Below are 21,039 nucleotides of genomic sequence, written 5' to 3' on the forward strand. Positions count from 1 at the left end.
CCGCCTACCCGGAGAGATTGAAGTTGCCGGACGCGCCGTAGACGGCCAGGGAGATGAACAGGGTGATGGTGACGACCACGATCAGGGAGGTACGCACGGCCTGACCGACCGCGATACCCACGCCGACCGGCCCGCCGGAGGCGTTGTAGCCGTAATAGGTGTGCACCAGCATCACCGCGATGGCCATCACGATCGCCTGGAGGAAGGACCACAGCAGGTCGCTGGGTATCAGGAAGGTGTTGAAGTAGTGGTCGTACAGGCCGGCCGACTGCCCGTTGATGAACACGGTGGTGAACCGTGCTGCGAAGAACGCGGCGAGTACCGACAGCGAGTACAGCGGAACGATCGCGATCAGCCCGGCCAGCAACCGGGTGGAGACCAGATAGGACACCGCGTGGACCGCCATCGCTTCGACGGCGTCGATCTCCTCGGCCACCCGCATCGCGCCGAGCTGGGCGGTGGCGCCTGCGCCGATCGTGGCGGCCAGGGCGATGCCGGCGATCACGGGTGCCACGATGCGCACGTTGAGGAATGCCGAGAGGAAGCCGGTCAGGGCCTCGATGCCGATGTTGCCCAGCGACGAGTAGCCCTGAACCGCGATGACACCGCCCGAGGCCAGGGTGAGGAAGGCCGCGACACCGACGGTGCCACCGATCATCACCAACGCGCCTGCGCCCATGGTCATCTCGGCTACCAGGCGGATGGTCTCCTTGCGGTAGCGGTTGACCGCGTTGGGCAGGTACCGCATCGTCTCGCCGTAGAACAGTGCCTGCTCGCCGATGTTGTCGACGGTCTTGGGCACGCCCCGGAACAGCCGCCGGAAGCGGAGGGTGGCGTCATAACTCATCGGACAAGCACCCGAACCCCGATAGCCGTCATGATCACGTTGATCACGAACAGGCAGATGAAGGCGTAGACCACCGTTTCGTTCACTGCGTTACCGACACCCTTCGGGCCTCCTTTGACGGTCAACCCGCGGTAGCAGCCGACCAGGCCGGCCACCACGCCGAACAGCAGTGCCTTGATCTCGGCCAGCACGAGCTCGCCGAGCCCGGTCAGCACGGTCAATCCGTTGATGAAAGCTCCGGGGTTCACGCCCTGGAGAAATACCGAGAAGGCATAGCCGCCGGCGATGCCGATCGCACACACCAAACCGTTGAGCAGCAGCGCGACGAACATCGACGCGAGCACACGGGGCACCACCAGGCGCTGGATCGGATCGATGCCCAGCACCCGCATCGCGTCGATCTCCTCGCGAATGGTGCGGGCGCCGAGGTCGGCGCAGATCGCGGTGGCACCTGCACCGGCCACCACCAGCACCGTCACGACGGGGCCGAGCTGGGTGATGGTGCCGAAGGCGGTGCCGGCGCCGGACAGATCGGCCGCACCGATCTCGCGAAGAAGAATGTTGAGCGTGAACGCGACCAGAACCGTGAACGGGATGGCGACCAGCAGGGTCGGCACGAGCGAGACCCGGGCGATCATCCAGGTTTGATCCAGGAACTCTTTGAACTGGAACGGTCGACGGAACATCTTGGCGAAGGTGTCCAAGGACATCTCGACGAAGCCGCCCACGGCCCGGGCCGGAACCGCAAGCTGTTCGATCAACCTGGGCTCCGTTCTCGGGGTACTTCGGATGGGGAAATTTTGCGGAAACTCGCGTTAGCGAAAAATTGACGGCCACATGTCGTGGCTGCCCTCCCACCCCTTGGTCTTAGTGCGCTCTTAGTGAGCCGGATCATATTAACTAGAACATGTTCGCACTGTCAAAGAATTCAAAATATTAGCTTCAACAGCGGTTTTCCCAGCTCAGGACATGTTAGGCCGACTATCAACTGAAACACGTTTCAGTTGCGTTGAGCGACCTCCAACGAGACTGTCAGTCTCGTGAAGCCATCAGCTCGGTGGCTGAGAATCCACGCGTCCGGTCACGATCAGCAAAGTAGTCGTGCAGTGTCCCGCTGAGGTCTGCGGCGTTCCAGGCGTCGGAGTCTGCAGTGAAGTGCTTCTCGGCGGTGGGCGGCGCGACCAACGTGACAGTTGGACCATAGACGATGAACAGCTGAGCGTTCACAGCTTCGGAGGCCGGAGCGGCCAGGAAACGTACCAGCGTGACGACATGGTCGGTCGACAGCGGGTCGATCTGCCCTTCGGCCCCGTCGGGCGCGTCGCCGAAGACGCCTGCGGTCATGGCGGTGCGGGCCCGCGGCGCGATCGCGTTGGCCCGCACGCCGAAGCGTTCCAGGGCCCGGGCGGCCGACACGGTCAGGGCAGTGATGCCCGCCTTGGCGGCGCCGTAGTTGGGCTGGCCGACCGGGCCCGACAGCCCGGCCTCCGACGAGGTGTTGATGATCCGGCCGTAGACCGTCCCGTCCCCCGCCTTGGCCTTGTTGCGCCAGTAGACGGCGGCATTGCGGGTCAGCAGGAAGTGGCCGCGCAGGTGCACGGCGATGACCGCGTCCCACTCCTCGTCGCTCATGTTGAACAGGATCCGGTCGCGGGTGATGCCCGCGTTGTTGACGACGATGCCCAGGCCACCCAGCCCGTCGGCGGTCGCGACCAGCTCATCGGCGGTCGAGCGCGCACTGATGTCTCCGGCTACCGCGACGCCCTTGGCGCCGGCGGCAGCGATCTCGTCGAGGACGTCAGAGCCCTCCAGCGCGGCGGCCATGTCGTTGACCACCACGGTCGCCCCGGCCTTGGCCAGGCCGATGGCTTCGGCGCGGCCCAGGCCCGCTGCAGCGCCGGTGACCACGGCCACTTTTCCGGACAGATCGATCTGAGCGTCGTCGGTCATTTATGAATACCTCTAGTCTTTTCGGATCAGGGCTGCACGGGGGCATTCGGCGATGGACTGCTCGGCCAGATCCTCCTGGTCGGCAGGCACCGGATCGGACTTGACCACGGCATAGTCGTCGTCGTCAAGATCGAACAAATCGGGGGCAATACCCACGCAGACCGCATTACCTTCACAGCGGTCACGGTCAACTTCTACTCGCATGGCGACCTCCTCACGACGTGTGCGCACACGGGGCTGCGTGCGTGCAGCCACAGAATACGACCACACCTGACGGATACCGGTCAGGCACCGGCCTGGATCCTAAGACTAGAACGTGTTACAACCAGGTGAGAACGCAGGTCTATCAAGCAGTGAGGATGCAGCGCAATGCGGATCGGTTACACCCCCGAGCAGGAGGAGCTGCGCCGCGAGTTGCGCGCGTACTTCTCCAAGTTGATGACACCCGAACGGGTTGAGGCACTCAGCTCGTCCGAAGGCGAGATGGGACGCGGCAACATCTACCGCGAGACCGTCGCGCAGATGGGCAAGGACGGCTGGCTGACGCTGAACTGGCCCGAGGAGTACGGCGGCCAGGCGCGTACGCCCATGGAGTCGCTGATCTTCACCGACGAGGCCGCGATCGCCGGTGCGCCGGTGCCGTTCCTGACGATCAACAGCGTCGCGCCGACGATCATGCACTTCGGCACCGATGAGCAGAAGAAGTTCTTCCTGCCCAAGATCGCCGCGGGTGAGCTGCACTTCTCCATCGGCTACTCCGAGCCCGGCGCGGGCACCGACCTGGCGGCGCTGCGCACCACGGCCGTCCGCGACGGTGACGACTACGTGGTCAACGGCCAGAAGATGTGGACGTCGCTGATCGCCTACGCCGACTACGTCTGGCTCGCGGTGCGCACCAATCCCGAGGCCAAGAAGCACCGCGGCATCTCGATGCTGATCATGCCGACGACGGCCGAGGGCTTCTCCTGGACCCCGGTGCACACCATGTCGGGTGTGGATACCAGCGCCACCTACTACCAGGACGTGCGCATCCCGGTCACCAACCTGGTCGGCGAGGAGAACGCCGGCTGGAAGCTGGTGACCAATCAGCTCAATCATGAGCGGGTGGCTCTCGTTTCTTCGCAGCCGATCTACGTCGCGCTGGACGGGGTCCGCGAGTGGGCCCAGAACACCAAGGACGTGCACGGCAAGCGGGTCATCGACTCGGAGTGGGTGCAGCTCAACCTGGCCCGGGTGCACGCCAAGGCAGAGGTGCTCAAGCTGATCAACTGGGAGCTGGCCTCTGCCCAGGACGAGGCTCCTTCTCCGGCGGATGCGTCGGCGGCCAAGGTGTACGGCACCGAGCTGGCCACCGAGGCCTACCGCCTGCTGATGGAGGTGCTGGGCACGGCGGCCACGCTGCGCCCGGACAGCAAGGGCGCGCTCCTGCGTGGCCGCATCGAGCGGTTCCACCGGTCGGCGCTGATCCTGACCTTCGGCGGCGGCACCAACGAGATTCAGCGTGACATCATCGGCATGGTCGCTTTGGGCCTGCCCAGGGTCAACCGGTAAGGACGGCACACCAATGGATTTCAAGACGACCGAAGAGGCCACCGACCTGGGTGGCCTGGTGCGCACGATCACCGAATCGGTGTGCACACCCGAACGTCAGCGTGAGCTCGACGGGCTCGAGCAGCGGTTCGACGCCAATCTGTGGGCCAAGCTGGTCGAGGCCGATGTGCTGTCGGCGGCGGCTCCCGAATCGGTGGGCGGCGGTGGTCTCGGCGTGCTCGAGCAGACCGCCGTGCTGACGGCGCTCGGCCGCCAGCTGGCTGCCGTGCCCTACGTGGACTCGGTGGTACTGGGCGCGGGCGCGCTGGCCGCGTTCGGATCCGAGGAACTGCGCACCCAGTGGGCCGCGCCCGCGGTGTCCGGCAACAAGATCCTCACTGTCGCCCTGGACGGCGAAATGGGCCAGGGACCGGTACAGGCTCAAGCTGACGACGCGGGATACAAACTCACCGGTACCCGCACCCAGGTGCACTACGGGCCGATCGCCGACGCGTTCCTGGTTCCGGCCGAAACCGATTCCGGAGTCAGCGTTTTTCTGGTGTCCGGGGATGATCCCGGTGTGACGGTCAGCCTGCTCAGCACCACCGGCAAGGGCAGCGTGGCCCTGCTGGAGCTCGAGGGCACCACGGTGGACGCCGCGCGCGTCGTCGGCGGTGCCGAAGTCGCCGATTGGCTGACCACGCATGCGGCGTTGGCCCGCACCGCGTTCCAACTCGGCGTGCTGGAACGCGCGCTGGAGCTCACCTCCGAGTACGCCCGCGAGCGCGAGCAGTTCGACCGGCCGATCGGCAGCTTCCAAGCTGTCTCGTCACGGCTGGCCGACGGCTACATCGACGTGAAGGGCCTGCGCCTGACACTGACCCAGGCGGCGTGGCGGCTGTCCGAGGATCTGCCCGCCGACATCGATGTCGCCAGTGCGGCGTTCTGGGCTGCCGAGGCGGGCCACCGCGTCGCGCATACCGCGGTGCACGTGCACGGCGGTGTCGGTATCGACATGGACCACCCGGTGCACCGGTACTTCCTGGCCGCCAAGCAGACCGAGTTCAACCTCGGCGGGGCGACCGGGCAGTTGCTGCGCATCGGCCGCGAACTCGCGGACACGCCGGTCTAAGGATGGGGGGTCCAACCGCAGGCCCGACGGTCACCGAGCTGCTGGTCCCGCTGGCACAGGTCACTGACCGTGGCCTCTACCAAGAGGATTCGTTCGTCAGCTGGGCCGACCACATCGCCGCCGGTGCACAACTGGCCGCGGCGCTGCGGGCCCGGTTGGGCCCCTCCAAACCCCCGCATGTCGGGGCACTGCTCGGCAACACCACGTTTTTCTCCAGCCTGCTGGTGGCCGCGGGCCTGGACGGGCTGGTCCCCGTCGGGCTCAACCAGACCCGCCGCGGCGAGGCGCTGGCCCGCGACATCGCCAAGGCCGATTGTCAGCTCGTCCTGGCCGACAATCCGGACGCGGTCCCGCCCGGGGTGGATTTCATCGACGTCGAATCCGAAGACTGGGCAGCCGAACTCGCGTCGTATCGGGACACCCCGGTGACGTTCGCCGATCTGTCGGCCGACGACCTTTTCATGCTCATCTTCACCTCGGGAACCAGCGGGGATCCCAAGGCGGTACGGGTCACCCACGACAAGGTGGCGTTCCCGGGCCGGATGCTGGCCGACCGCTTCGAGCTTGGTCCGGCCGACACCGTGTACCTCTCGATGCCGCTGTTCCACTCCAACGCGATCATGGCGGGCTGGGCCGTCGCCGCCGCGGCCGGTGCGTCGATTGCGTTGCGGCGCAAGTTCTCCGCATCCGGTTTCATGCCGGACATCCGGCGCTTCGGTGCCACCTATGCCAACTACGTCGGCAAGCCGCTGTCCTACATCCTGGCCACCGAACCTGCGCCGGACGACGCGGACAATCCGTTGCGGATCCTCTACGGCAACGAGGGTGCGCCGCGGGACCTGAGCCGGTTCGCCGAGCGATTCGGCGTGACGGTGGTCGACGGGTTCGGTTCCAGCGAGGGCGGTGTCGCGATCGCCCGCACGCCCGACACCCCCGAAGGCGCCCTGGGCCCACTCACCGACCAGGTGGCGATCGTGGATGTGGACACGGGTGAACCGTGCCCGCCCGGGGTGGTCGGCGAGTTGGTAAACCCGACCGGCGCGGGTTGGTTCCGCGGCTACTACAACGATCCCGACGCCGAAGCGGACCGCATGGCCGGCGGCGTCTACCACACGGGCGATCTGGCCTACCTCGACGAGGACGGGTATGCGCACTTCGCCGGACGGCTCGGCGACTGGATGCGGGTGGACGGCGAGAACCTGGGAACCGCGCCGATCGAACGAATCCTGTTGCGCTACCCCGATGTCGCCGAGGTGGCGGTGTATCCGATCCCCGACCCCGATGTGGGTGATCAGGTGATGGCTGCGCTGGTGCTGACGGCAGGCACGCCGTTCGACCCGCAGAAGTTCAGCGCCTTCCTGGCCGAGCAGTCCGATCTGGGCCCCAAACAGTGGCCGTCGTATGTGCGGATCGGCGATGCGCTGCCACGCACCGAGACGTTCAAGGTGATCAAGCGGCAGTTGACGGCCGAGGGCACCGACTGCGCCGACCCGGTCTGGCCGATCTCCCGCTAGCCACGCACCACGCAGCGGGTGCCGCCGATGTACACCGTCGGCATGCATTTCTGGCAGTGCACACACAGTCCCGCGGTCGCCGAGCCCTCGGCAAACCTGTTGACCAGGGCTGGATCTCGCAGCAGTGCCCGACCCATCGCGACGAACTCGAATCCCTCGTCCACGGCCGCCTGCACGGTGGCCAGCTCGTTGACGCCGCCCAGCAGGATCAACGGCATGGTCAGTGCCGCGCGGAACTGCCGAGCCAGCGGCAGGAAGTACGCCTCTTCGAAGGGATAGGTCTTGAACAGCCTCGAGCCGAGTACCCGTAGACCCAGCCCCACCGCCTTCGGCTGGCAGGCGATGAACTCGTCGATCGGGACCTCGCCCCGGAAGTAGTACATCGGGTTCTGCAGCGAGCTGCCACCGGTCAGTTGCAGGGCGTCCAGATGACCGTCGGCCTGCAGCAATTTCGCCGTGGGCAGACTGTCGGTGAGCCAGAAGCCGCGGCGCACACCGTCATCCATGTTGAATTTCGCGGTCACCGCGACGGAATGGCCGACCTCGCCGCGGACCCGCTCGGCGACGCGGCGGGCCAGTTCTGCGCGTCCGGCGGTGCTGCCGCCGTAGATGTCGTGGCGTTTGTTGAGGCCGGGGCTGAAGAACGAGCTCAGCAGGTAGCCGTGACCCATGTGGATCTCGACGGCGTCGAACCCCGCCTCGACAGCGTTGCGCGCGGCCGTGCCGAATTGGTCGACCACGGTGTCGAGCTGTTCCGTTGTGGCCGCCTTCACCAGTCCCATTGCCGGCGCACTGATCCTGGTGCTCGGCGCGAGCGAGGGTGTGCGGTTGGACAGCGTGTTGGCGACCAAACCAGCGTGTCCGATCTGGGCGCAGACCAGTGCGCCCTCTCGGTGCACCGCGTCGGTCAGTCGCCCCAGCGCAGGCACCGCGTCGGTGTTGAGGATGACGGTGTCGCGATGCACCCGGCCACCCGGCGAGATCGCGCAGTAGGCAACCGTGGTCATCGCCGCGCCGCCGCGGGCCACCTCGGTGTGGAAGTCGATCAGGTCATCGGTGACCTGGCCACGCGGCATGACTCCCTCGAACGTCGCGGCCTTGATGAACCTGTTCTTGAGGGTCAACGGCCCCAGCTGCATCGGCGTGAACGGTTTCGATACCATTGGCATCGAAACAACGTAGCAGGCAAACGGGAGACGGATCATGCACATCGCAGTGACCGGAGGCACCGGCTATCTCGGGGCCCACACCGTTCGGGGCCTGCTGGCCGCCGGGCATCGGATCCGCCTACTGGTCGCACCGGGCTGCGGCGACGACGAGGTGATCGGACACCTAGCCGCCATGGGCGAAATGTCGGTGCTGGAGGGCGATATCCGCGACGGGGAAACCGTCGGGAAGCTGCTCTCGGGCTGCGACGCTCTGATCCACGCCGCAGGCATCGTCGGCACCGACCGCCGCCGCGAACAGCTGATGTGGGAGATCAACGCGCACGCGACCGAGGCCGTGCTGAACCGCGCCGTCGAGGCCGGGCTCGACCCCATCGTCTCGGTCAGCAGCTACAGCTCACTGTTCCCACCACCCAACGGGGTGATCTCCGCCGACACCCCACCCGCGCCGGGCCGCAGCCCCTACGCCCAGACCAAGGCCTATGCCGATCGGGTGGCCCGACGGTTGCAGGACGACGGCGCCCCGGTCGTGGTCACCTACCCGTCGAGCGTGGTGGGCCCGGCGTTCTTCACCGCCGCCGGGGTCACCGAGCGCGGCTGGGCACCGATCGCCAAGGCTGGTGTGGCACCGCGGATGACCGGTGGCATGCAGATGATCGACGTGCGCGACGTCGCGCTCGTCCACGAGCGGCTGATGGTGTCGGGGCTCGGCCCCAGACGCTATGTCTGCGGCGGTGTGATGGTGTCGTTCAACGAGATGATCGATGTGCTCGAGCAGGGCCGAGGACACAGGATCCGCCGGATTCCGGTGCCGGGCGGACTGTTCCGCGGTATCGGCTGGTTGTCCGATTTGGTCGGTGGGGTACTGCCGCTCGGTGACGGGATCAGCTACGAGGCAGCGACGCTGCTGACCGCTGCCACCCCGACCGACGACAAGAGCACGCTCACCGACCTCGATATCGAGGCCTGGCGTTCACCTCAGGCCGCCATGCTGGCGTCATTCGGCCGGTGACACCCCGAGGGCATGGCTGAGCAGGCGCACCAGGTGCTCCTGCAGTTCGGGCGAATCGTCGTCGGTCGCCACCGTGGTCGTGAACAACGCCGCCCCAGCCGCCATGGAAAGCACAGCCTTCGCGTCCGATTCGGTCCCGTATCCTCTGGCGGCGAACATCTCGATCGCAGGTCCGCTGAACCCGTCCCACAACGCCTTACGCAACGCGGCGTTCTCCCTCAGGGCCAGCAGCAGCCCCGGCACGGCCTCGCTCACGTCCGGGCGACTGAACAGCTGATGACTGCCACGCACCACCCAGTCGATCCAGCCCGCCAGGTCGGTGCCGGAAAACGGTGACATGTCGGGTGATTCGCCGAGGATCGCGTGCAGCACCAGCTCGGCCTTCGACGCCCAGCGCCGGTTCAGGCTGGACCTGCCCACCCCGGACCGTACCGCCACCAACCGGACGCTCAGGTCGTCCCAGCCCACTTCGACCAGCAACTCGCGGGTGACCGCGAGCACGCGCTCGTCGATCGACGTGTCGCGTGGTCGGCCGGTCATTCCCCGATTCAACCGCATGGCGGCACGGGTAGCGTCGGCGACGTGGGCTACCGCGAACATGATCCGCCGCCACGCCTGAGCGAACTCGTCGAATGCCGGTGGGTACGCACCGGCCCGGCAGAACCCGGCCGGATTCTGCCCGACGGCTGCATGGACCTGATCCAGATGGACGACACGATCATCGTCGCCGGCCCCGACACCACGGCGTTCATCACTGCAGGCAGTCGGGATCCGGTGCAGGGATTGCGGTTTCGTCCCGGAGTCCTGCCGCGGCTACTGGGCGTCCCAGCCGACGAGCTGCGCAATACGCGGGTCGAACTACGCGAACTCTGCCGGATCGACGAGGGCCGTTCACTCTACGAGCTCACCGAAGCGCTGGCATCGCACCGGCCCCGCACCGAGACCACGCCGTGGCCCTTACCGATGCTTCGTGACGTCACGCGCCGGCTGGCAGCCGGCGAATCGGTCACTGCGACAGCGCGGTACGCCGGATGGTCGAGCCGAACGCTGCAGCGGCAGTGCGTCGCGGTCTACGGATACGGGCCGGCGACGGTGCGCCGCGTCCTCCGGTTCCGTCGCGCGGTCGGGCTGCTCGGCACCGGCGCGAGCTCAAGCGCGGTCGCCGTGCGGGCAGGCTATTCCGACCAGCCCCACCTGTACCGCGAGGTCCGCGCGCTGGCGGGCGTCGGATTGCACCAACTACGTCAGTCATCCAGTGCGGCGAACAGGTCCACCGAGGTCCCGTCGGGGTCTTCGACGGTCGCGTAGCGCTGCCCCCACGGCGCGTCGAACGGCTCGAGCGTTCCGAGGTACCCCGCGCCGGTGAGCCGCGCATAGAGCGCGTCGACGTCGGCGGGTGCATCAACCCCGAAAGCCAGGGCCACCCGTCCGGGCGCGGTTGGAGGTGCCCAGCCGGGGTGCATCCCGGCGATCACCTCCTCGGTGTCGAAGGCGAGCCGGTTTCCGCCGGGCAATGCCACCTCGACGTGCGGCCCGTCCGGTTCGGGAACCGCCAGGCCCAGCAGCCGGTAGAAATCCAGGGCTCGTGGCAGGTCTCTCGTGACGATCTCGATGACCGCCGAGTTCAGGTTCAACGCCATACCTGCAGGTTAGGACGCTGGACCGCCCGCAGTCGTGAACAGATCGGACAAGGTGGGCCTTTGTCGGACTGCCGGTACCGAGTAGGTTGAGCCTGACTGTTAGTTACTTGCCAGTAGGGAGTCCCCGATGCCTGCTCCGTCCGCCGCCGACTTCGCCCGCCTGCGCGCGCTCGTCGCCATCGACGACGTCGGAGCCCGGCAGTCCAAGCCGATCGACGAGGTCTTCACCGGCAAGGAACTGACCACCATCCCGGTCGGCACCGCCGACGATGTCACCGCCGCCTTCGCCAAAGCCCGGGCCGCACAGGCCCAGTGGGCCAAGCGTCCGGTCAAGGAACGCGCCGCCATCATCAAGCGCTTCGGCGCGCTGCTCGCCGAGAATCGTGACTTCCTGATGGACGTGGCTCAGGCCGAGACCGGTAAGGCCCGCTCGGCCGCGCAGGAAGAGATCGTCGACATGATCCTGAACGCGGGCTACTACGCCCGCGAGGCGTCCCGGTTGCTCTCGACCAAGCGGGTCCAGGGTCTGCTGCCCGGGTTCGTCAAGACCGTGGTCAACCACCACCCCAAGGGTGTCATCGGCGTCATCTCGCCGTGGAACTACCCGATGACCCTGTCGATCTCGGATTCCATCCCGGCCCTGCTGGCCGGCAATGCGGTGGTGGTCAAGCCCGACAGCCAGACCCCGTACTGCACGCTGGCCAATGCCGAGCTGCTGTATCAGGCCGGCTTGCCGCGTGATCTGTTCGCCGTGGTGCCGGGGCCGGGTTCGGTGGTCGGCACCGCGATCGTCGAGAACTGCGACTACATGATGTTCACCGGTTCGACGGCCACCGGGCGGGCGCTGGCAGAGCAGTGCGGCCGCCGGCTGATCGGCTTCTCTGCCGAGCTCGGCGGCAAGAACCCGATGATCGTCACCAAGGGCGCCAACCTCAAGGTCGCCGCCAAGGCCGCCACCCGCGCCTGTTTCTCCAATGCCGGTCAGCTGTGCATCTCGATCGAACGGATCTACGTCGAGAAGGACGTCGCCGACGAGTTCACCGCCAAGTTCGCCGAGCAGGTGCGCAACATGAACCTCTCGGCGGCCTACGACTTCACCGCCGACATGGGCAGTCTGATCTCCGAAGACCAGATCAAGACCGTGTCCGGCCATGTCGACGACGCAAAAGCCAAGGGCGCCAAGGTGGTTGCCGGCGGCCACGCGCGCCCCGACATCGGCCCGCTGTTCTTCGAGCCGACCGTGCTGACCGGCGTCACCGACGAGATGGAATGCGCGCGCAACGAGACATTCGGCCCGCTGGTGTCGATCTACCCGGTCGATTCGGTCGACGAGGCCGTCGAGAAGGCCAACGACACCGAGTACGGCCTGAACGCCAGCGTCTGGGCTGGATCGAAGTCCGAGGGCGAGGCGATCGCGGCCCGGGTCAATTCCGGCACGGTCAACGTCGACGAGGGCTACGCCCTGGCGTTCGGCAGCACCGCGGCCCCCATGGGTGGCATGAAGGCCTCCGGCGTCGGGCGCCGCCACGGCGCCGACGGGATCCTCAAGTACACCGAGTCTCAGACCGTCTCCACGGCCCGGGTGATCAATCTCGATCCGCCGCTGGGGATCTCGCAGACCGTCTGGCAGAAGGCGCTCACCCCGATGATCAGGGCACTGCAGAAGCTGCCCGGCCGCTAGAACTCCTCATTCGGGACGCCGCGCGACGACCGCGAAGTTCAGCGGAATCCGCGGCGCCCCGGGCGGTAGCGCCCAGCCCTGAGGGCAAGGCACGAGAGCCGGGAAAGCCTGCCAGTCCATGTAAGGCAGTTCGGCCAGGGCCTCGATGACGAGCCCGGCTTGCAGCAACGACGTCACGACTTCGGACAGATCGTGGCGCCATTCGTGGTTGCGCACATGTTGGATCTGCCCTGCCGAGTCTTCGGTGTACGTCCCGTCGTCGTCGTAGGTTCGGGCTCCCCCACCACTGAGGTAGTCGTCGGTGATGTCCCACGGCTCATAGTCCAGGGCGCTCAGGATCGGATGGTCGTCGCGGATCATGAACACCCCGCCCGGCTCGAGCAGGTCATGGATCGACCGCGCCCAGTTGACCAGCTCGGGCAACCACACGATGGTTCCGGTACTGGTCACCACGATCTCGAAGCGGCGCTGGATCAACGTCGACGCGAAGCGCGCATCGCCCTCGACCCAGGTGACGTCACGACCATCGGCCTCGGCGATCCGGGCCGCGTGCCGCAGCGAATTCGGCGAAAGGTCGACGCCGTGCACGTCGCGGGCACCCAGACGCGCCCAGGAGATGGTGTCGGTGCCGATGTGGCACTGCAAGTGCAGCAGTGACCGGTCTTTGACGCCCATTTCCGGCAGGTGCGGCGCGAGCACCTCGAGGTCGTTCCGCACCACCCAGGAAATGTCGGTGGGATCGGCGAGAAACCCTGCCACGTCATACATCTCGGACCGGACATGCACATCGGCCCGGTCGTCCCAGTTGGCCCGGTTCGCCGCCAGGGCGTCCGCTACGTTCACCAGCTCGACCATACCCATCCCAACGACATCGAGCCTGCGTGCAGATCGCGAAGTCGTGAGTGGTCGCGATCTGGACGCAGGCTCGGTGCGCTGAGCGCAGACTCAGCTTCCGGCGATACCGTCCAGGCGCTTGGTCGCCGCCTCGAAACCGCTGACCAGCTCGGCGATGATGTCGGCGGCCGGCCGGATCTCGTTCATCCGGCCCACGATCTGGCCCACCGGCATCGCGACCGCAGTCGGGTCATCGGACAGGCTCATCCGCTGATGCGCCTCGCCGACCAGGATGTTCTGCAGCGGCATCGGCAGCGGATCGGGGGCGTCCGGTGCGTCCCAGGCGTCGGTCCAGCGGCTCTTCAGGATCCGGGCAGGCTTGCCGGAGTAGATCTTTCGGCGCACGGTATCGGCGGACGTGGCCTTCAGCAACGCCTCCTGGATCACCGAGGCACCCGACTCACGCCGCACACCCAGGTCGTATTCGGCCGCGGTGAGGAACGCCGAGCCCATCCACACACCCTGAGCACCCAGCGCCAGCGCCGCGGCCAATTGCCGGCCACTGCCGATCCCGCCGGCCGCGAGCACAGCGGCCTTGCCGTCGACCGCGTCGACGATTTCCGGCCACAACACCACCGAACCGATCTCACCGGTGTGCCCGCCGGCCTCCTGGCCCTGGGCGATCACAATGTCCACTCCGTTGGCGACGTGGCTGAGCGCATGCTTCGCACTGCCGGCCAGCGCGGCCACCGGGACACCTGCCTCGTGGACCTGCTCGATGACATCGTTGGGCGGGGACCCCAGCGCGTTGGCGATCAGCTTGATCGGATGACGCAACGCCACCTCGACATGGCTCCGCGCCACCGAATGCAGCCAGCCCAGCACACCGGTGTTGTGCTCGCCCTCCTCGGGCAGCGGCGGAACACCAAGATCAGCAAGGGTTTTCGCGACGAAGTCCCGATGCGCCTGCGGAATCAGCTTGTCGATGTCGACGGCGCTGCCCTCGGTCGGGATCTTGTTGGGCATCACCACGTCGACGCCGTACGGCTTGCCGTCGGTGTTGGCGTCCATCCAGGACAGCACGTTGTCCAACTCGTCGGGATCGTTGAACCGCACGCAGCCCAGCACACCCAGACCGCCGGCCCGGGTGACGGCCGCGGCCACCTTCTCCGACGGGGTGAAGACGAAGATCGGGTATTCGACCCCGAATCTTTCGCTCAATTCTGTCTTCACGGTCGAGTCCTCATCTACTTCGCTCCAACATGATTCGCGTGCACCTCGTCGGCCGCCCGCTCCTCGGTGGTGTCCTTTGCCCACCGGTAGTCCGGCTTGCCCGCGGGCGAACGCTTGACCTCGTCGACCAGCCACAGGCTGCGCGGCACCTTGTATCCGGCGATCTCGCTGCGCACGAACGTGTCGAGTTCGGCCAGGGTCGGGCGCGACCCCTCGCGAGCCTGCACGACCGCGGCGACATGCTGACCGAAGCGCTCGTCGGGCACGCCGACCACGAGCGCGTCGAACACGTCGGGGTGGCCCTTCAGTGCCGCCTCGACCTCTTCGGGGTAGATCTTCTCGCCACCGGAGTTGATCGACACCGAGCCGCGGCCCAGCATGGTCACGCTGCCGTCGGCCTCGACCTCGGCGTAGTCACCCGGGATGGCGTACCGGACACCGTTGTAGGTCCGGAAGGTCTCGGCGGTCTTCTTCTCGTCCTTGAAGTAACCGACGGGGATGTGGCCGCACTTGGCGATGATGCCGCGCACGCCCGAACCCGGGACGACCTCGTTGCCGTCCTCGTCGAGCACCTTGGTGTTCTTGTCGATGGTCACCCGCGGGCCGCCGGTGTGGCTCTGCCCCTTGGCCACGACGGAGGTACCACCGAACCCGGTCTCCGAGGAGCCGATCGAGTCGGTGATGATCCGGTTGGGCAGCAGCTCAAGGAACTTTTCCTTGAGGCTCGTGGAGAACAGGGCCGCGGTGCTGGCGAGCAGGAACAGCGACGACAGGTCGTATTCGTTCCCCGCGTCCTGGTGGGCCAACAGCGCATCGAGCAGCGGACGGGCCATCGCGTCACCGGTGAAGAAGAGCAGATTGACCTTGTGCTCGTGGATCATCCGCCACGCCGCGTCGGCGTCGAACTCCGGCATCAGCACCACGGTGTGGCCGGTGAACAGGGCCATCCAGGTGGCCGACTGGGTCGCACCGTGGATCATCGGCGGGATGGGCAGCCGGACCATCGGCGGGTTGGCGGCCGCCTGCTTGGACAGGTCGTATTCATCGGCGACCGGTTCGCCGGTGGCGAAGTCGGTGCCGCCGAACAACACTCGGTAGATGTCCTCGTGACGCCACATGACGCCCTTGGGGAATCCGGTGGTGCCGCCCGTGTAGAGCAGGTAGATGTCGTCTTCGCTGCGCGGGCCGAAGTCGCGCTCGGGTGAGTGCTCGGCGATGGCCGAGTAGAACTCGACACCGCCGTACCGCTGGTAGTCATCGTCCGATCCGTCCTCAACGACGAGGACGGTCTTGACCAGGGGTGTCTCGGGCAGCACGTTGGCCACGCGGTCGGCGTAACGACGCTCGTGGATCAACGCGACCATGTCCGAGTTCTCGAACAGGTACTTCAGCTCGCCCTCGACGTAGCGGAAGTTGACGTTGACCAGGATCGCGCCGGCCTTCACGATGCCCAGCATCCCGATCACGATCTCGATGCGGTTGCGACAGTAAAGGCCGACCTTGTCGTCCTTCTTCACACCCTGGGAGATCAGATAGTGGGCCAGGCGGTTGGCCTTCTCCTCCAACTGCGCATAGGTCAGCTGTTCGTCGCCACAGATCAGGGCGACACGGTCAGGCACAGCATCGATGGCGTGCTCGGCAAGATCGGCAATATTCAGAGCCACAGAACCTAAACTAGAACGTGTTACATTTCGAGACAAGTCTGGGTTGAAAATGCATAGGAGCCGACACCCGTGAGCGATACCGAAAAAGGACCCGACGCCCTCATTGAGCAGCGCGGACACACCCTGATCCTGACGCTGAACCGGCCCGAGGCGCGCAACGCGCTTTCCACCGAGATGCTCTCGATCATGGTCGAGGCCTGGGACCGCGTCGACAACGATCCGGAGATCCGCACCTGCATCCTCACCGGCGCCGGCGGGTACTTCTGCGCGGGCATGGACCTCAAGGGCGCCACCAAGAAACCGCCGGGCGACTCGTTCAAGGACGGCAGCTACGACCCGTCGCGCATCGACGGCCTGCTCAAGGGCCGTCGGCTCACCAAGCCGCTGATCGCCGCGGTCGAGGGCCCGGCCATCGCCGGCGGCACCGAGATCCTGCAGGGCACCGATATCCGCGTGGCCGGCGAGAGCGCCAAGTTCGGCATCTCCGAGGCCAAGTGGAGCCTGTACCCGATGGGTGGCTCGGCAGTGCGCCTGGTGCGCCAGATTCCCTACACCATCGCGTGCGACATGCTGCTGACCGGACGGCACATCACCGCCGCTCAGGCGCTCGAGTACGGCCTGATCGGCCATGTCGTTCCGGATGGCACCGCGCTGGACAAGGCCCTGGAGATCGCCGAGGTGATCAACAACAACGGCCCGCTGGCCGTGCAGGCGATCCTCAAGACCATCCGCGAGACCGAGGGCATGCACGAGAACGAGGCGTTCAAGCCCGACACCGCCAACGGCATCCCGGTGTTCCTGTCCGCCGACGCCAAGGAAGGCCCGCTGGCCTTCAAGGAGAAGCGCGCACCCAAGTTCCAGATGCGCTGATCCGCGCTGCCGGCCAGACCGCCCTCATCGCTGATTTCGCCCGCCAACTGTCCTCATTGCGGCACTGAGCAGCCCTATACTCGTGCCAACTTTGCCGGGACGGGAGCCGGGCATGCCTGAACGCGATGAGGCGTCTGCGCCAACCACCGATAACTCGGTACGCCGTGGCCTGTTACTGCAACTCGCCCTGCGGATGCTCATGGCGATGTTCATCGGCGTCGCCCTGGTGTCGCAGCCTCCGCACTCGAACCTGTGGCTGCACCGCGCGATCTTCGTCGGCTACGTCGTGGCGGTCACGGTGTGGAGCTGGTGGACACTGCGCTCCGCCGACCGGTTGGGCGGCGGAACCCGGCGATCGGTCGCGCTGCTCATGCTGTGCGTGGATCTCCTTGCGGTTGCGATCATTTCGACGGAAACCGGGATCAGTTCGGCAGAGACCTGGACCTCCGACGTGGTACAGCACGGGCTGTTCCTGATCCCGCTGATCGCAGCAGCGCAACTCGATCCCGTCGTCAGCGCCACGATCGCGGTCCCTACAGTCGTCACGTTCTTCGTGGTGAGCTGGGTTGACAAGGCCGCCAACGGCAATGAGCCCTGGGGATCGATTCTGGCGCGGACCGCCGTGCTGTTCGGCCTGGCTGCCGGTTCGGTCGCGTTGTCGTGGATTCAGCAATCCAGGACCAGGACCATCACCGCCCTGGCCCTCGAGCGCACCCGCCTGCTCGAAGAAGTGATCAACCTGGAAAAGCGTGAACGCCAATCGCTCTCCGAACGTCTGCACGATGGTGCGCTCCAGTACGTGCTGGTGGCGCGACGCGACATGGAAGAGGTCAGGGACGGATCGGTCGACGGGATGGACCGAGTCGACTTCGCGTTGGCGGAGTCCTCCCGCCTCCTACGCGACGTGGTCCGTGAACTGCATCCCGAGGTTCTGGCCCGGGCCGGCCTCAAGGCGGCGATGACCTCGCTGGCTGACGGCATCGCGACGCGCACCAACCTCACAGTCCAGTTGGACGCTGATGGCTGGCCCGACGACCTACGCACGGACGCCGATCATCTGATCTACAGCGCGGCTCGGGAATTCTCCACGAACGTCATCAAGCACGCACAGGCACAGAACCTGCGGTTCACCCTGGGCTACAACGGCATTCAGGCCGCGATGTGCATCGCAGATGACGGCGTCGGCATTCCGCCCGAGCGGCTTGCACAGAGCATCGAGGATGGCCACATCGGCTTCGCCTCGATTTGCGCCAAGGTTCTGGCCGCGGGCGGCACATTCGTGGTCACGGGCACACCCGGCACCACCGTGTCGATCTCGGTTCCCGCGAAAGGCACCGCCGACGCTACCGGAGCATTCGTGGCGAAGCGGCCGCCCCACTTCCAGGTGAAGTAGACGTTGCCGCAAAACCGAGGCCCTGCTCGACGTTTCGAGCAGGACCTCAGTTTCGGGCAACGCTAGCGCCAGTGCCTGGGCGGAGGCGGTCCCCAACGGTGGGGCGGGGGCGGTGGTGGGCCCCACCTCGGCGGTGGCGGCGGTCCCCAGAACGGAGGCGGTGGCGGCGGTCCCCAGAATGGCGGCGGCGGTGGCGGTCCCCAGAACGGGGGCGGCGGAGGTGGTGGCGGCGGGAACTGCGGTGCCGGGACCACCGACATCACGCTCGCCGGCGCCGGCGCGATCCCTTGCGCCGGCGCCGCATTGGCCTGCCCGGCCAACCCGATGGCCCCGGCCAGGAGCGTCCCACCCAGCACCACTCCGCTCAACACACTTCGCCCAGGTAAATGTCGTGCCATCTCGTGCACTCCTCTAGTCGTCGCGTCATATCCCCCGATATCGCGAGACTATCTAATTAGACTGCCTATGCGAAACCTGTGAGCGCATTACACAGCTGATGCTTAACCAATGCATAGGAGTACACAGTCACGCCGAGCCCACGCTCGCGCGATCTGCCGCTAGGCCCCCACCGGCGCCACCGGGGTGAACACCACCGGCATCGATTCCGGGCCGCTGACGAAGTTCGCCGGGCGCAACGGCAACTGGTTGGCGTCGGCCAACCGCAGGTCGGGCAGTCGTTCGAGCAGTCGTTCGAGCATCAGGCGTAGCTCCAGGCGGGCCAGCTGGTTCCCCAGACAGAAGTGCGTGCCGAAGCCGAAAGCCAAGTGACTGTTGGGGTTCCGGTCGATGCGGAATTCGTCAGGATTCTCGAAGACCGCTTCGTCGAAGTTGGCCGACTCGAACATCAGCATGATCTTCTCGCCGGCCTTCAGATCGGTCCCGTGGAAGGTCGTGTCGGCCGTGAGGGTCCGGCACATGTTCTTCACCGGCGAGGTCCAGCGCAGGGTCTCCTCGATCGCGCCGGGCAACAGCGACTGATCGGCGACCAGACGTTCCCACTGATCGCGACTACGCAACAGCTGATCGGTCCCGCCCGAGAGAGTGTGGCGCGTGGTCTCGTCGCCGCCGATGAGGATCAGGAGCGTCTCCATGACGATCTCGTCATCGCTCATCTTCTGGCCCTCGACCTCGGCATTCACCAGGATCGAGAACAGGTCGTCGGTCGGCTCGGCGCGGCGCTTGGCGATCACCTCCATGGTGAACGCGGTGTAGGCGGCAAACGTCTCCATCAGCATGTTGATGGCCGTCTCGTCGAGATGCGAACTCAGCCCGCAGACGAGGTCATCCGACCACTTCAGCAGCATCTCGCGCTCGGTGGGCAACACCCCGAGCATGTCACCGATCACCGCCATCGGCAGAGGCGCGGCGATATCCCGGACGAAGTCGCATTCCCCGCGTTCACACACCGCATCGATCAGGGTGTCGCACAGGTTCACGATCGAGGGCACCTTGTCCATGACGCGCTTACGGGTGAAGCCGGAGTTGACCAGCTTGCGGCGCAACACATGTGCCGGATCGTCCATGTCGATCATGTAGGGCATGCCGGGCTGATCGGGCCGGATTCCGCCGGCGTTGGAGAACAGCTCGGGGTTACGTTCGGCGTCGATCACCGCCGCATACGTTGCGGCCGCAGCCAACCCGTTGCGGTCGCGGAACACGGGCTCGTTGGCACGCATCCATCGGTAGGCCTCCCGCGCGCCGCCGTCGGCATAGAAATTGCCGTTGGTGAGGTCGACATCGGACTTGAGCAGTACCTGGGTCACGGAATCTCCTTGGCGTCAGCAAATTTCATCTGCACATTGCGTACCGAACTGGACAACATCGCCCGTTTGGGCAGGCCCAGGGCCGCGAGTTCTTTGGCGTACGGGTGTTCTCCGAGCCGCACCGTGGCGCCCCCCGGGCGGTACCGCACACCCGAAAGCCGCATCTCGCCTTCGGTTTCGCGCAGGACGCCGTCGAGATGGGAGAAGGTGGATTGCACCTGCGGCTTGGCGGTGAACCGGGACGGGACCGGGAGGCCGGGTTTGAAGTCCATGCCCACCGCCGGCTTGCCGTCGATGTTCACGTCGAAGCTGAAGGGCTTGTCGCCGCGGACCCCAGCCTGATTGTCCGCACCGCGGACCCCAGCCTGATTGTCCGCACCGCGGACCCCGGCCCCGCTGTCCGCACCGCGGACGGTGAAGTCCGCCAGGACCTTCGGATAGCCCCAGATCTGCCTGCCGGCCTGCAGCGTGAACTCGCCATCGACCGGGAGGTGATGCACGAAGGCGCCGGCCGAGCCCAGGCCGCGCAGACCCGACGCCTCCGATCCGGGGCGGTTCACCATGACGTTGGTGCCGTACTCCAGGTATGGGCCCAGGTCACCGTCGATGTAGTGCATCAGCATCAGCACGACGATCGTGCGGTGCGGTCGATGCCGATACACGCGCAGGCCGCTGTAGTCGATCATGCGCTGCGCGGCGTCGGCATCGACCGAGAACATCGCCATGTGCTGTTCGGCGGTCCGGATCTGCACCGGCATCGTCAGCACGGTGCCGAGCACGGTGTGCTGCGAGACAGGAGTGGCGTCAGTC

The 21,039-nt window shown here is 66.4% G+C and carries 21 protein-coding genes; 8 read left to right on the plus strand and 13 right to left on the minus strand.

Annotated features, from left to right (window positions below):
• Positions 1–4 precede the first annotated feature (4 nt).
• The 4 genes from AC4ELS_RS26360 to AC4ELS_RS26375 all read right to left on the minus strand — a co-directional run bounded on the left by AC4ELS_RS26360 (position 5) and on the right by AC4ELS_RS26375 (position 3,001).
• Positions 5–847 (minus strand): ABC transporter permease, encoded by an 843-nt coding sequence (locus AC4ELS_RS26360; RefSeq protein ID WP_064884624.1) that lies wholly within the window; start codon positions 845–847, stop codon positions 5–7.
• Positions 844–1,608, minus strand: a complete 765-nt coding sequence (locus AC4ELS_RS26365) for an MlaE family ABC transporter permease (RefSeq protein WP_064884622.1) — start codon at positions 1,606–1,608, stop codon at positions 844–846. The genes AC4ELS_RS26360 and AC4ELS_RS26365 overlap by 4 nt, the downstream gene beginning before the upstream one ends.
• A gap of 271 nt (positions 1,609–1,879) precedes the next feature.
• Entirely contained in the window at positions 1,880–2,797 is a 918-nt protein-coding gene (locus tag AC4ELS_RS26370) for a 3-oxoacyl-ACP reductase (RefSeq protein WP_064884620.1), read from the minus strand.
• Positions 2,798–2,809: 12 nt separating this feature from the next.
• Positions 2,810–3,001: a ferredoxin gene (locus AC4ELS_RS26375; RefSeq protein WP_036391771.1), complete on the minus strand. Its 192-nt coding sequence runs from the start codon at positions 2,999–3,001 to the stop codon at positions 2,810–2,812.
• Between the two features lie 165 nt (positions 3,002–3,166).
• Here AC4ELS_RS26375 and AC4ELS_RS26380 point away from each other — a divergent pair, with 165 nt between their 5' ends.
• Genes AC4ELS_RS26380 through fadD17 form a run of 3 tightly spaced genes read left to right on the plus strand, consistent with a single transcriptional unit; the run spans position 3,167 to position 6,973 of the window.
• On the plus strand, positions 3,167–4,348 hold the full coding sequence (locus AC4ELS_RS26380) for an acyl-CoA dehydrogenase family protein (RefSeq protein WP_065148027.1): 1,182 nt from the start codon (positions 3,167–3,169) through the stop codon (positions 4,346–4,348).
• Positions 4,349–4,361: 13 nt separating this feature from the next.
• Positions 4,362–5,459, plus strand: a complete 1,098-nt coding sequence (locus tag AC4ELS_RS26385; protein ID WP_064884616.1) for an acyl-CoA dehydrogenase family protein — start codon at positions 4,362–4,364, stop codon at positions 5,457–5,459.
• A gap of 2 nt (positions 5,460–5,461) precedes the next feature.
• On the plus strand, positions 5,462–6,973 hold the full coding sequence (fadD17, locus tag AC4ELS_RS26390; RefSeq protein WP_448447595.1) for a long-chain-fatty-acid--CoA ligase FadD17: 1,512 nt from the start codon (positions 5,462–5,464) through the stop codon (positions 6,971–6,973).
• Here the strand turns inward: fadD17 and AC4ELS_RS26395 are convergent.
• Positions 6,970–8,136: an NADH:flavin oxidoreductase gene (locus tag AC4ELS_RS26395; RefSeq protein ID WP_061262997.1), complete on the minus strand. Its 1,167-nt coding sequence runs from the start codon at positions 8,134–8,136 to the stop codon at positions 6,970–6,972. The two genes, fadD17 and AC4ELS_RS26395, sit on opposite strands and share 4 nt — an antisense overlap.
• Before the next feature lie 40 nt (positions 8,137–8,176).
• On the opposite strand from AC4ELS_RS26395, the gene AC4ELS_RS26400 reads away from it, so the two are divergent.
• Positions 8,177–9,151, plus strand: a complete 975-nt coding sequence (locus tag AC4ELS_RS26400; protein ID WP_448447597.1) for an NAD-dependent epimerase/dehydratase family protein — start codon at positions 8,177–8,179, stop codon at positions 9,149–9,151.
• On the opposite strand, the gene AC4ELS_RS26405 is transcribed toward AC4ELS_RS26400, so the two are convergent.
• The gene (locus AC4ELS_RS26405) at positions 9,137–9,691 is read right to left on the minus strand and encodes a TetR/AcrR family transcriptional regulator (protein ID WP_064884609.1); all 555 of its coding nucleotides are present in this window, start codon (positions 9,689–9,691) and stop codon (positions 9,137–9,139) included. The two genes, AC4ELS_RS26400 and AC4ELS_RS26405, sit on opposite strands and share 15 nt — an antisense overlap.
• Positions 9,692–9,733: 42 nt before the next feature.
• Between AC4ELS_RS26405 and AC4ELS_RS26410 the strand changes: the two genes are divergently transcribed.
• Positions 9,734–10,459 (plus strand): DUF6597 domain-containing transcriptional factor, encoded by a 726-nt coding sequence (locus AC4ELS_RS26410; RefSeq protein WP_448447599.1) that lies wholly within the window; start codon positions 9,734–9,736, stop codon positions 10,457–10,459.
• On the opposite strand, the gene AC4ELS_RS26415 is transcribed toward AC4ELS_RS26410, so the two are convergent.
• On the minus strand, positions 10,396–10,791 hold the full coding sequence (locus tag AC4ELS_RS26415; protein WP_448447601.1) for a VOC family protein: 396 nt from the start codon (positions 10,789–10,791) through the stop codon (positions 10,396–10,398). The genes AC4ELS_RS26410 and AC4ELS_RS26415 overlap by 64 nt on opposite strands.
• A gap of 127 nt (positions 10,792–10,918) precedes the next feature.
• Between AC4ELS_RS26415 and AC4ELS_RS26420 the strand changes: the two genes are divergently transcribed.
• Positions 10,919–12,472 (plus strand): succinic semialdehyde dehydrogenase, encoded by a 1,554-nt coding sequence (locus AC4ELS_RS26420; protein ID WP_448447603.1) that lies wholly within the window; start codon positions 10,919–10,921, stop codon positions 12,470–12,472.
• 6 nt (positions 12,473–12,478) lie between these two features.
• On the opposite strand, the gene AC4ELS_RS26425 is transcribed toward AC4ELS_RS26420, so the two are convergent.
• From AC4ELS_RS26425 to fadD19, 3 genes are all read right to left on the minus strand, one after another.
• Entirely contained in the window at positions 12,479–13,315 is an 837-nt protein-coding gene (locus tag AC4ELS_RS26425) for a class I SAM-dependent methyltransferase (protein WP_448447605.1), read from the minus strand.
• A gap of 102 nt (positions 13,316–13,417) precedes the next feature.
• Positions 13,418–14,539: an NAD(P)H-dependent flavin oxidoreductase gene (locus AC4ELS_RS26430; protein WP_463792436.1), complete on the minus strand. Its 1,122-nt coding sequence runs from the start codon at positions 14,537–14,539 to the stop codon at positions 13,418–13,420.
• A gap of 14 nt (positions 14,540–14,553) precedes the next feature.
• Positions 14,554–16,203, minus strand: a complete 1,650-nt coding sequence (gene fadD19 / locus AC4ELS_RS26435; protein ID WP_526023051.1) for a medium/long-chain-fatty-acid--CoA/3-oxocholest-4-en-26-oate--CoA ligase — start codon at positions 16,201–16,203, stop codon at positions 14,554–14,556.
• Between the two features lie 69 nt (positions 16,204–16,272).
• Here fadD19 and AC4ELS_RS26440 point away from each other — a divergent pair, with 69 nt between their 5' ends.
• Entirely contained in the window at positions 16,273–17,073 is an 801-nt protein-coding gene (locus AC4ELS_RS26440; protein WP_064884597.1) for a crotonase/enoyl-CoA hydratase family protein, read from the plus strand.
• Between the two features lie 112 nt (positions 17,074–17,185).
• Positions 17,186–18,466, plus strand: a complete 1,281-nt coding sequence (locus AC4ELS_RS26445) for a sensor histidine kinase (protein ID WP_448447609.1) — start codon at positions 17,186–17,188, stop codon at positions 18,464–18,466.
• A 62-nt stretch (positions 18,467–18,528) separates the two neighbouring features.
• On the opposite strand, the gene AC4ELS_RS26450 is transcribed toward AC4ELS_RS26445, so the two are convergent.
• The 3 genes from AC4ELS_RS26450 to AC4ELS_RS26460 all read right to left on the minus strand — a co-directional run bounded on the left by AC4ELS_RS26450 (position 18,529) and on the right by AC4ELS_RS26460 (position 20,987).
• Positions 18,529–18,864: a hypothetical protein gene (locus AC4ELS_RS26450; protein WP_174554248.1), complete on the minus strand. Its 336-nt coding sequence runs from the start codon at positions 18,862–18,864 to the stop codon at positions 18,529–18,531.
• A 159-nt stretch (positions 18,865–19,023) separates the two neighbouring features.
• The gene (locus tag AC4ELS_RS26455; RefSeq protein WP_499049986.1) at positions 19,024–20,229 is read right to left on the minus strand and encodes a cytochrome P450; all 1,206 of its coding nucleotides are present in this window, start codon (positions 20,227–20,229) and stop codon (positions 19,024–19,026) included.
• Positions 20,226–20,987 carry an acetoacetate decarboxylase family protein gene (locus AC4ELS_RS26460; protein WP_448447655.1) on the minus strand — a complete coding sequence of 254 codons (762 nt, stop codon included), beginning with the start codon at positions 20,985–20,987 and terminating at the stop codon, positions 20,226–20,228. Before AC4ELS_RS26460 ends, AC4ELS_RS26455 begins: the two co-directional genes overlap by 4 nt.
• Between the last annotated feature and the right edge of the window lie 52 nt (positions 20,988–21,039).

The organism is Mycobacterium shunyiense (genome assembly GCF_058270035.1).

Bases quoted from the DNA above. Each gene is read 5' to 3' on its own strand.
- AC4ELS_RS26360 (WP_064884624.1), bottom strand. From the start codon at position 847: ATGAGTTATGACGCCACCCTCCGCTTCCGGCGGCTGTTCCGGGGCGTG.
- AC4ELS_RS26370 (WP_064884620.1), bottom strand. From the start codon at position 2,797: ATGACCGACGACGCTCAGATCGATCTGTCCGGAAAAGTGGCCGTGGTC.
- AC4ELS_RS26375 (WP_036391771.1), bottom strand. From the start codon at position 3,001: ATGCGAGTAGAAGTTGACCGTGACCGCTGTGAAGGTAATGCGGTCTGC.
- AC4ELS_RS26380 (WP_065148027.1), top strand. From the start codon at position 3,167: ATGCGGATCGGTTACACCCCCGAGCAGGAGGAGCTGCGCCGCGAGTTG.
- AC4ELS_RS26385 (WP_064884616.1), top strand. From the start codon at position 4,362: ATGGATTTCAAGACGACCGAAGAGGCCACCGACCTGGGTGGCCTGGTG.
- fadD17 (WP_448447595.1), top strand. From the start codon at position 5,462: ATGGGGGGTCCAACCGCAGGCCCGACGGTCACCGAGCTGCTGGTCCCG.
- AC4ELS_RS26395 (WP_061262997.1), bottom strand. From the start codon at position 8,136: ATGGTATCGAAACCGTTCACGCCGATGCAGCTGGGGCCGTTGACCCTC.
- AC4ELS_RS26400 (WP_448447597.1), top strand. From the start codon at position 8,177: ATGCACATCGCAGTGACCGGAGGCACCGGCTATCTCGGGGCCCACACC.
- AC4ELS_RS26405 (WP_064884609.1), bottom strand. From the start codon at position 9,691: ATGACCGGCCGACCACGCGACACGTCGATCGACGAGCGCGTGCTCGCG.
- AC4ELS_RS26415 (WP_448447601.1), bottom strand. From the start codon at position 10,791: ATGGCGTTGAACCTGAACTCGGCGGTCATCGAGATCGTCACGAGAGAC.
- AC4ELS_RS26420 (WP_448447603.1), top strand. From the start codon at position 10,919: ATGCCTGCTCCGTCCGCCGCCGACTTCGCCCGCCTGCGCGCGCTCGTC.
- AC4ELS_RS26445 (WP_448447609.1), top strand. From the start codon at position 17,186: ATGCCTGAACGCGATGAGGCGTCTGCGCCAACCACCGATAACTCGGTA.
- AC4ELS_RS26450 (WP_174554248.1), bottom strand. From the start codon at position 18,864: ATGGCACGACATTTACCTGGGCGAAGTGTGTTGAGCGGAGTGGTGCTG.
- AC4ELS_RS26460 (WP_448447655.1), bottom strand. From the start codon at position 20,987: ATGCCGGTGCAGATCCGGACCGCCGAACAGCACATGGCGATGTTCTCG.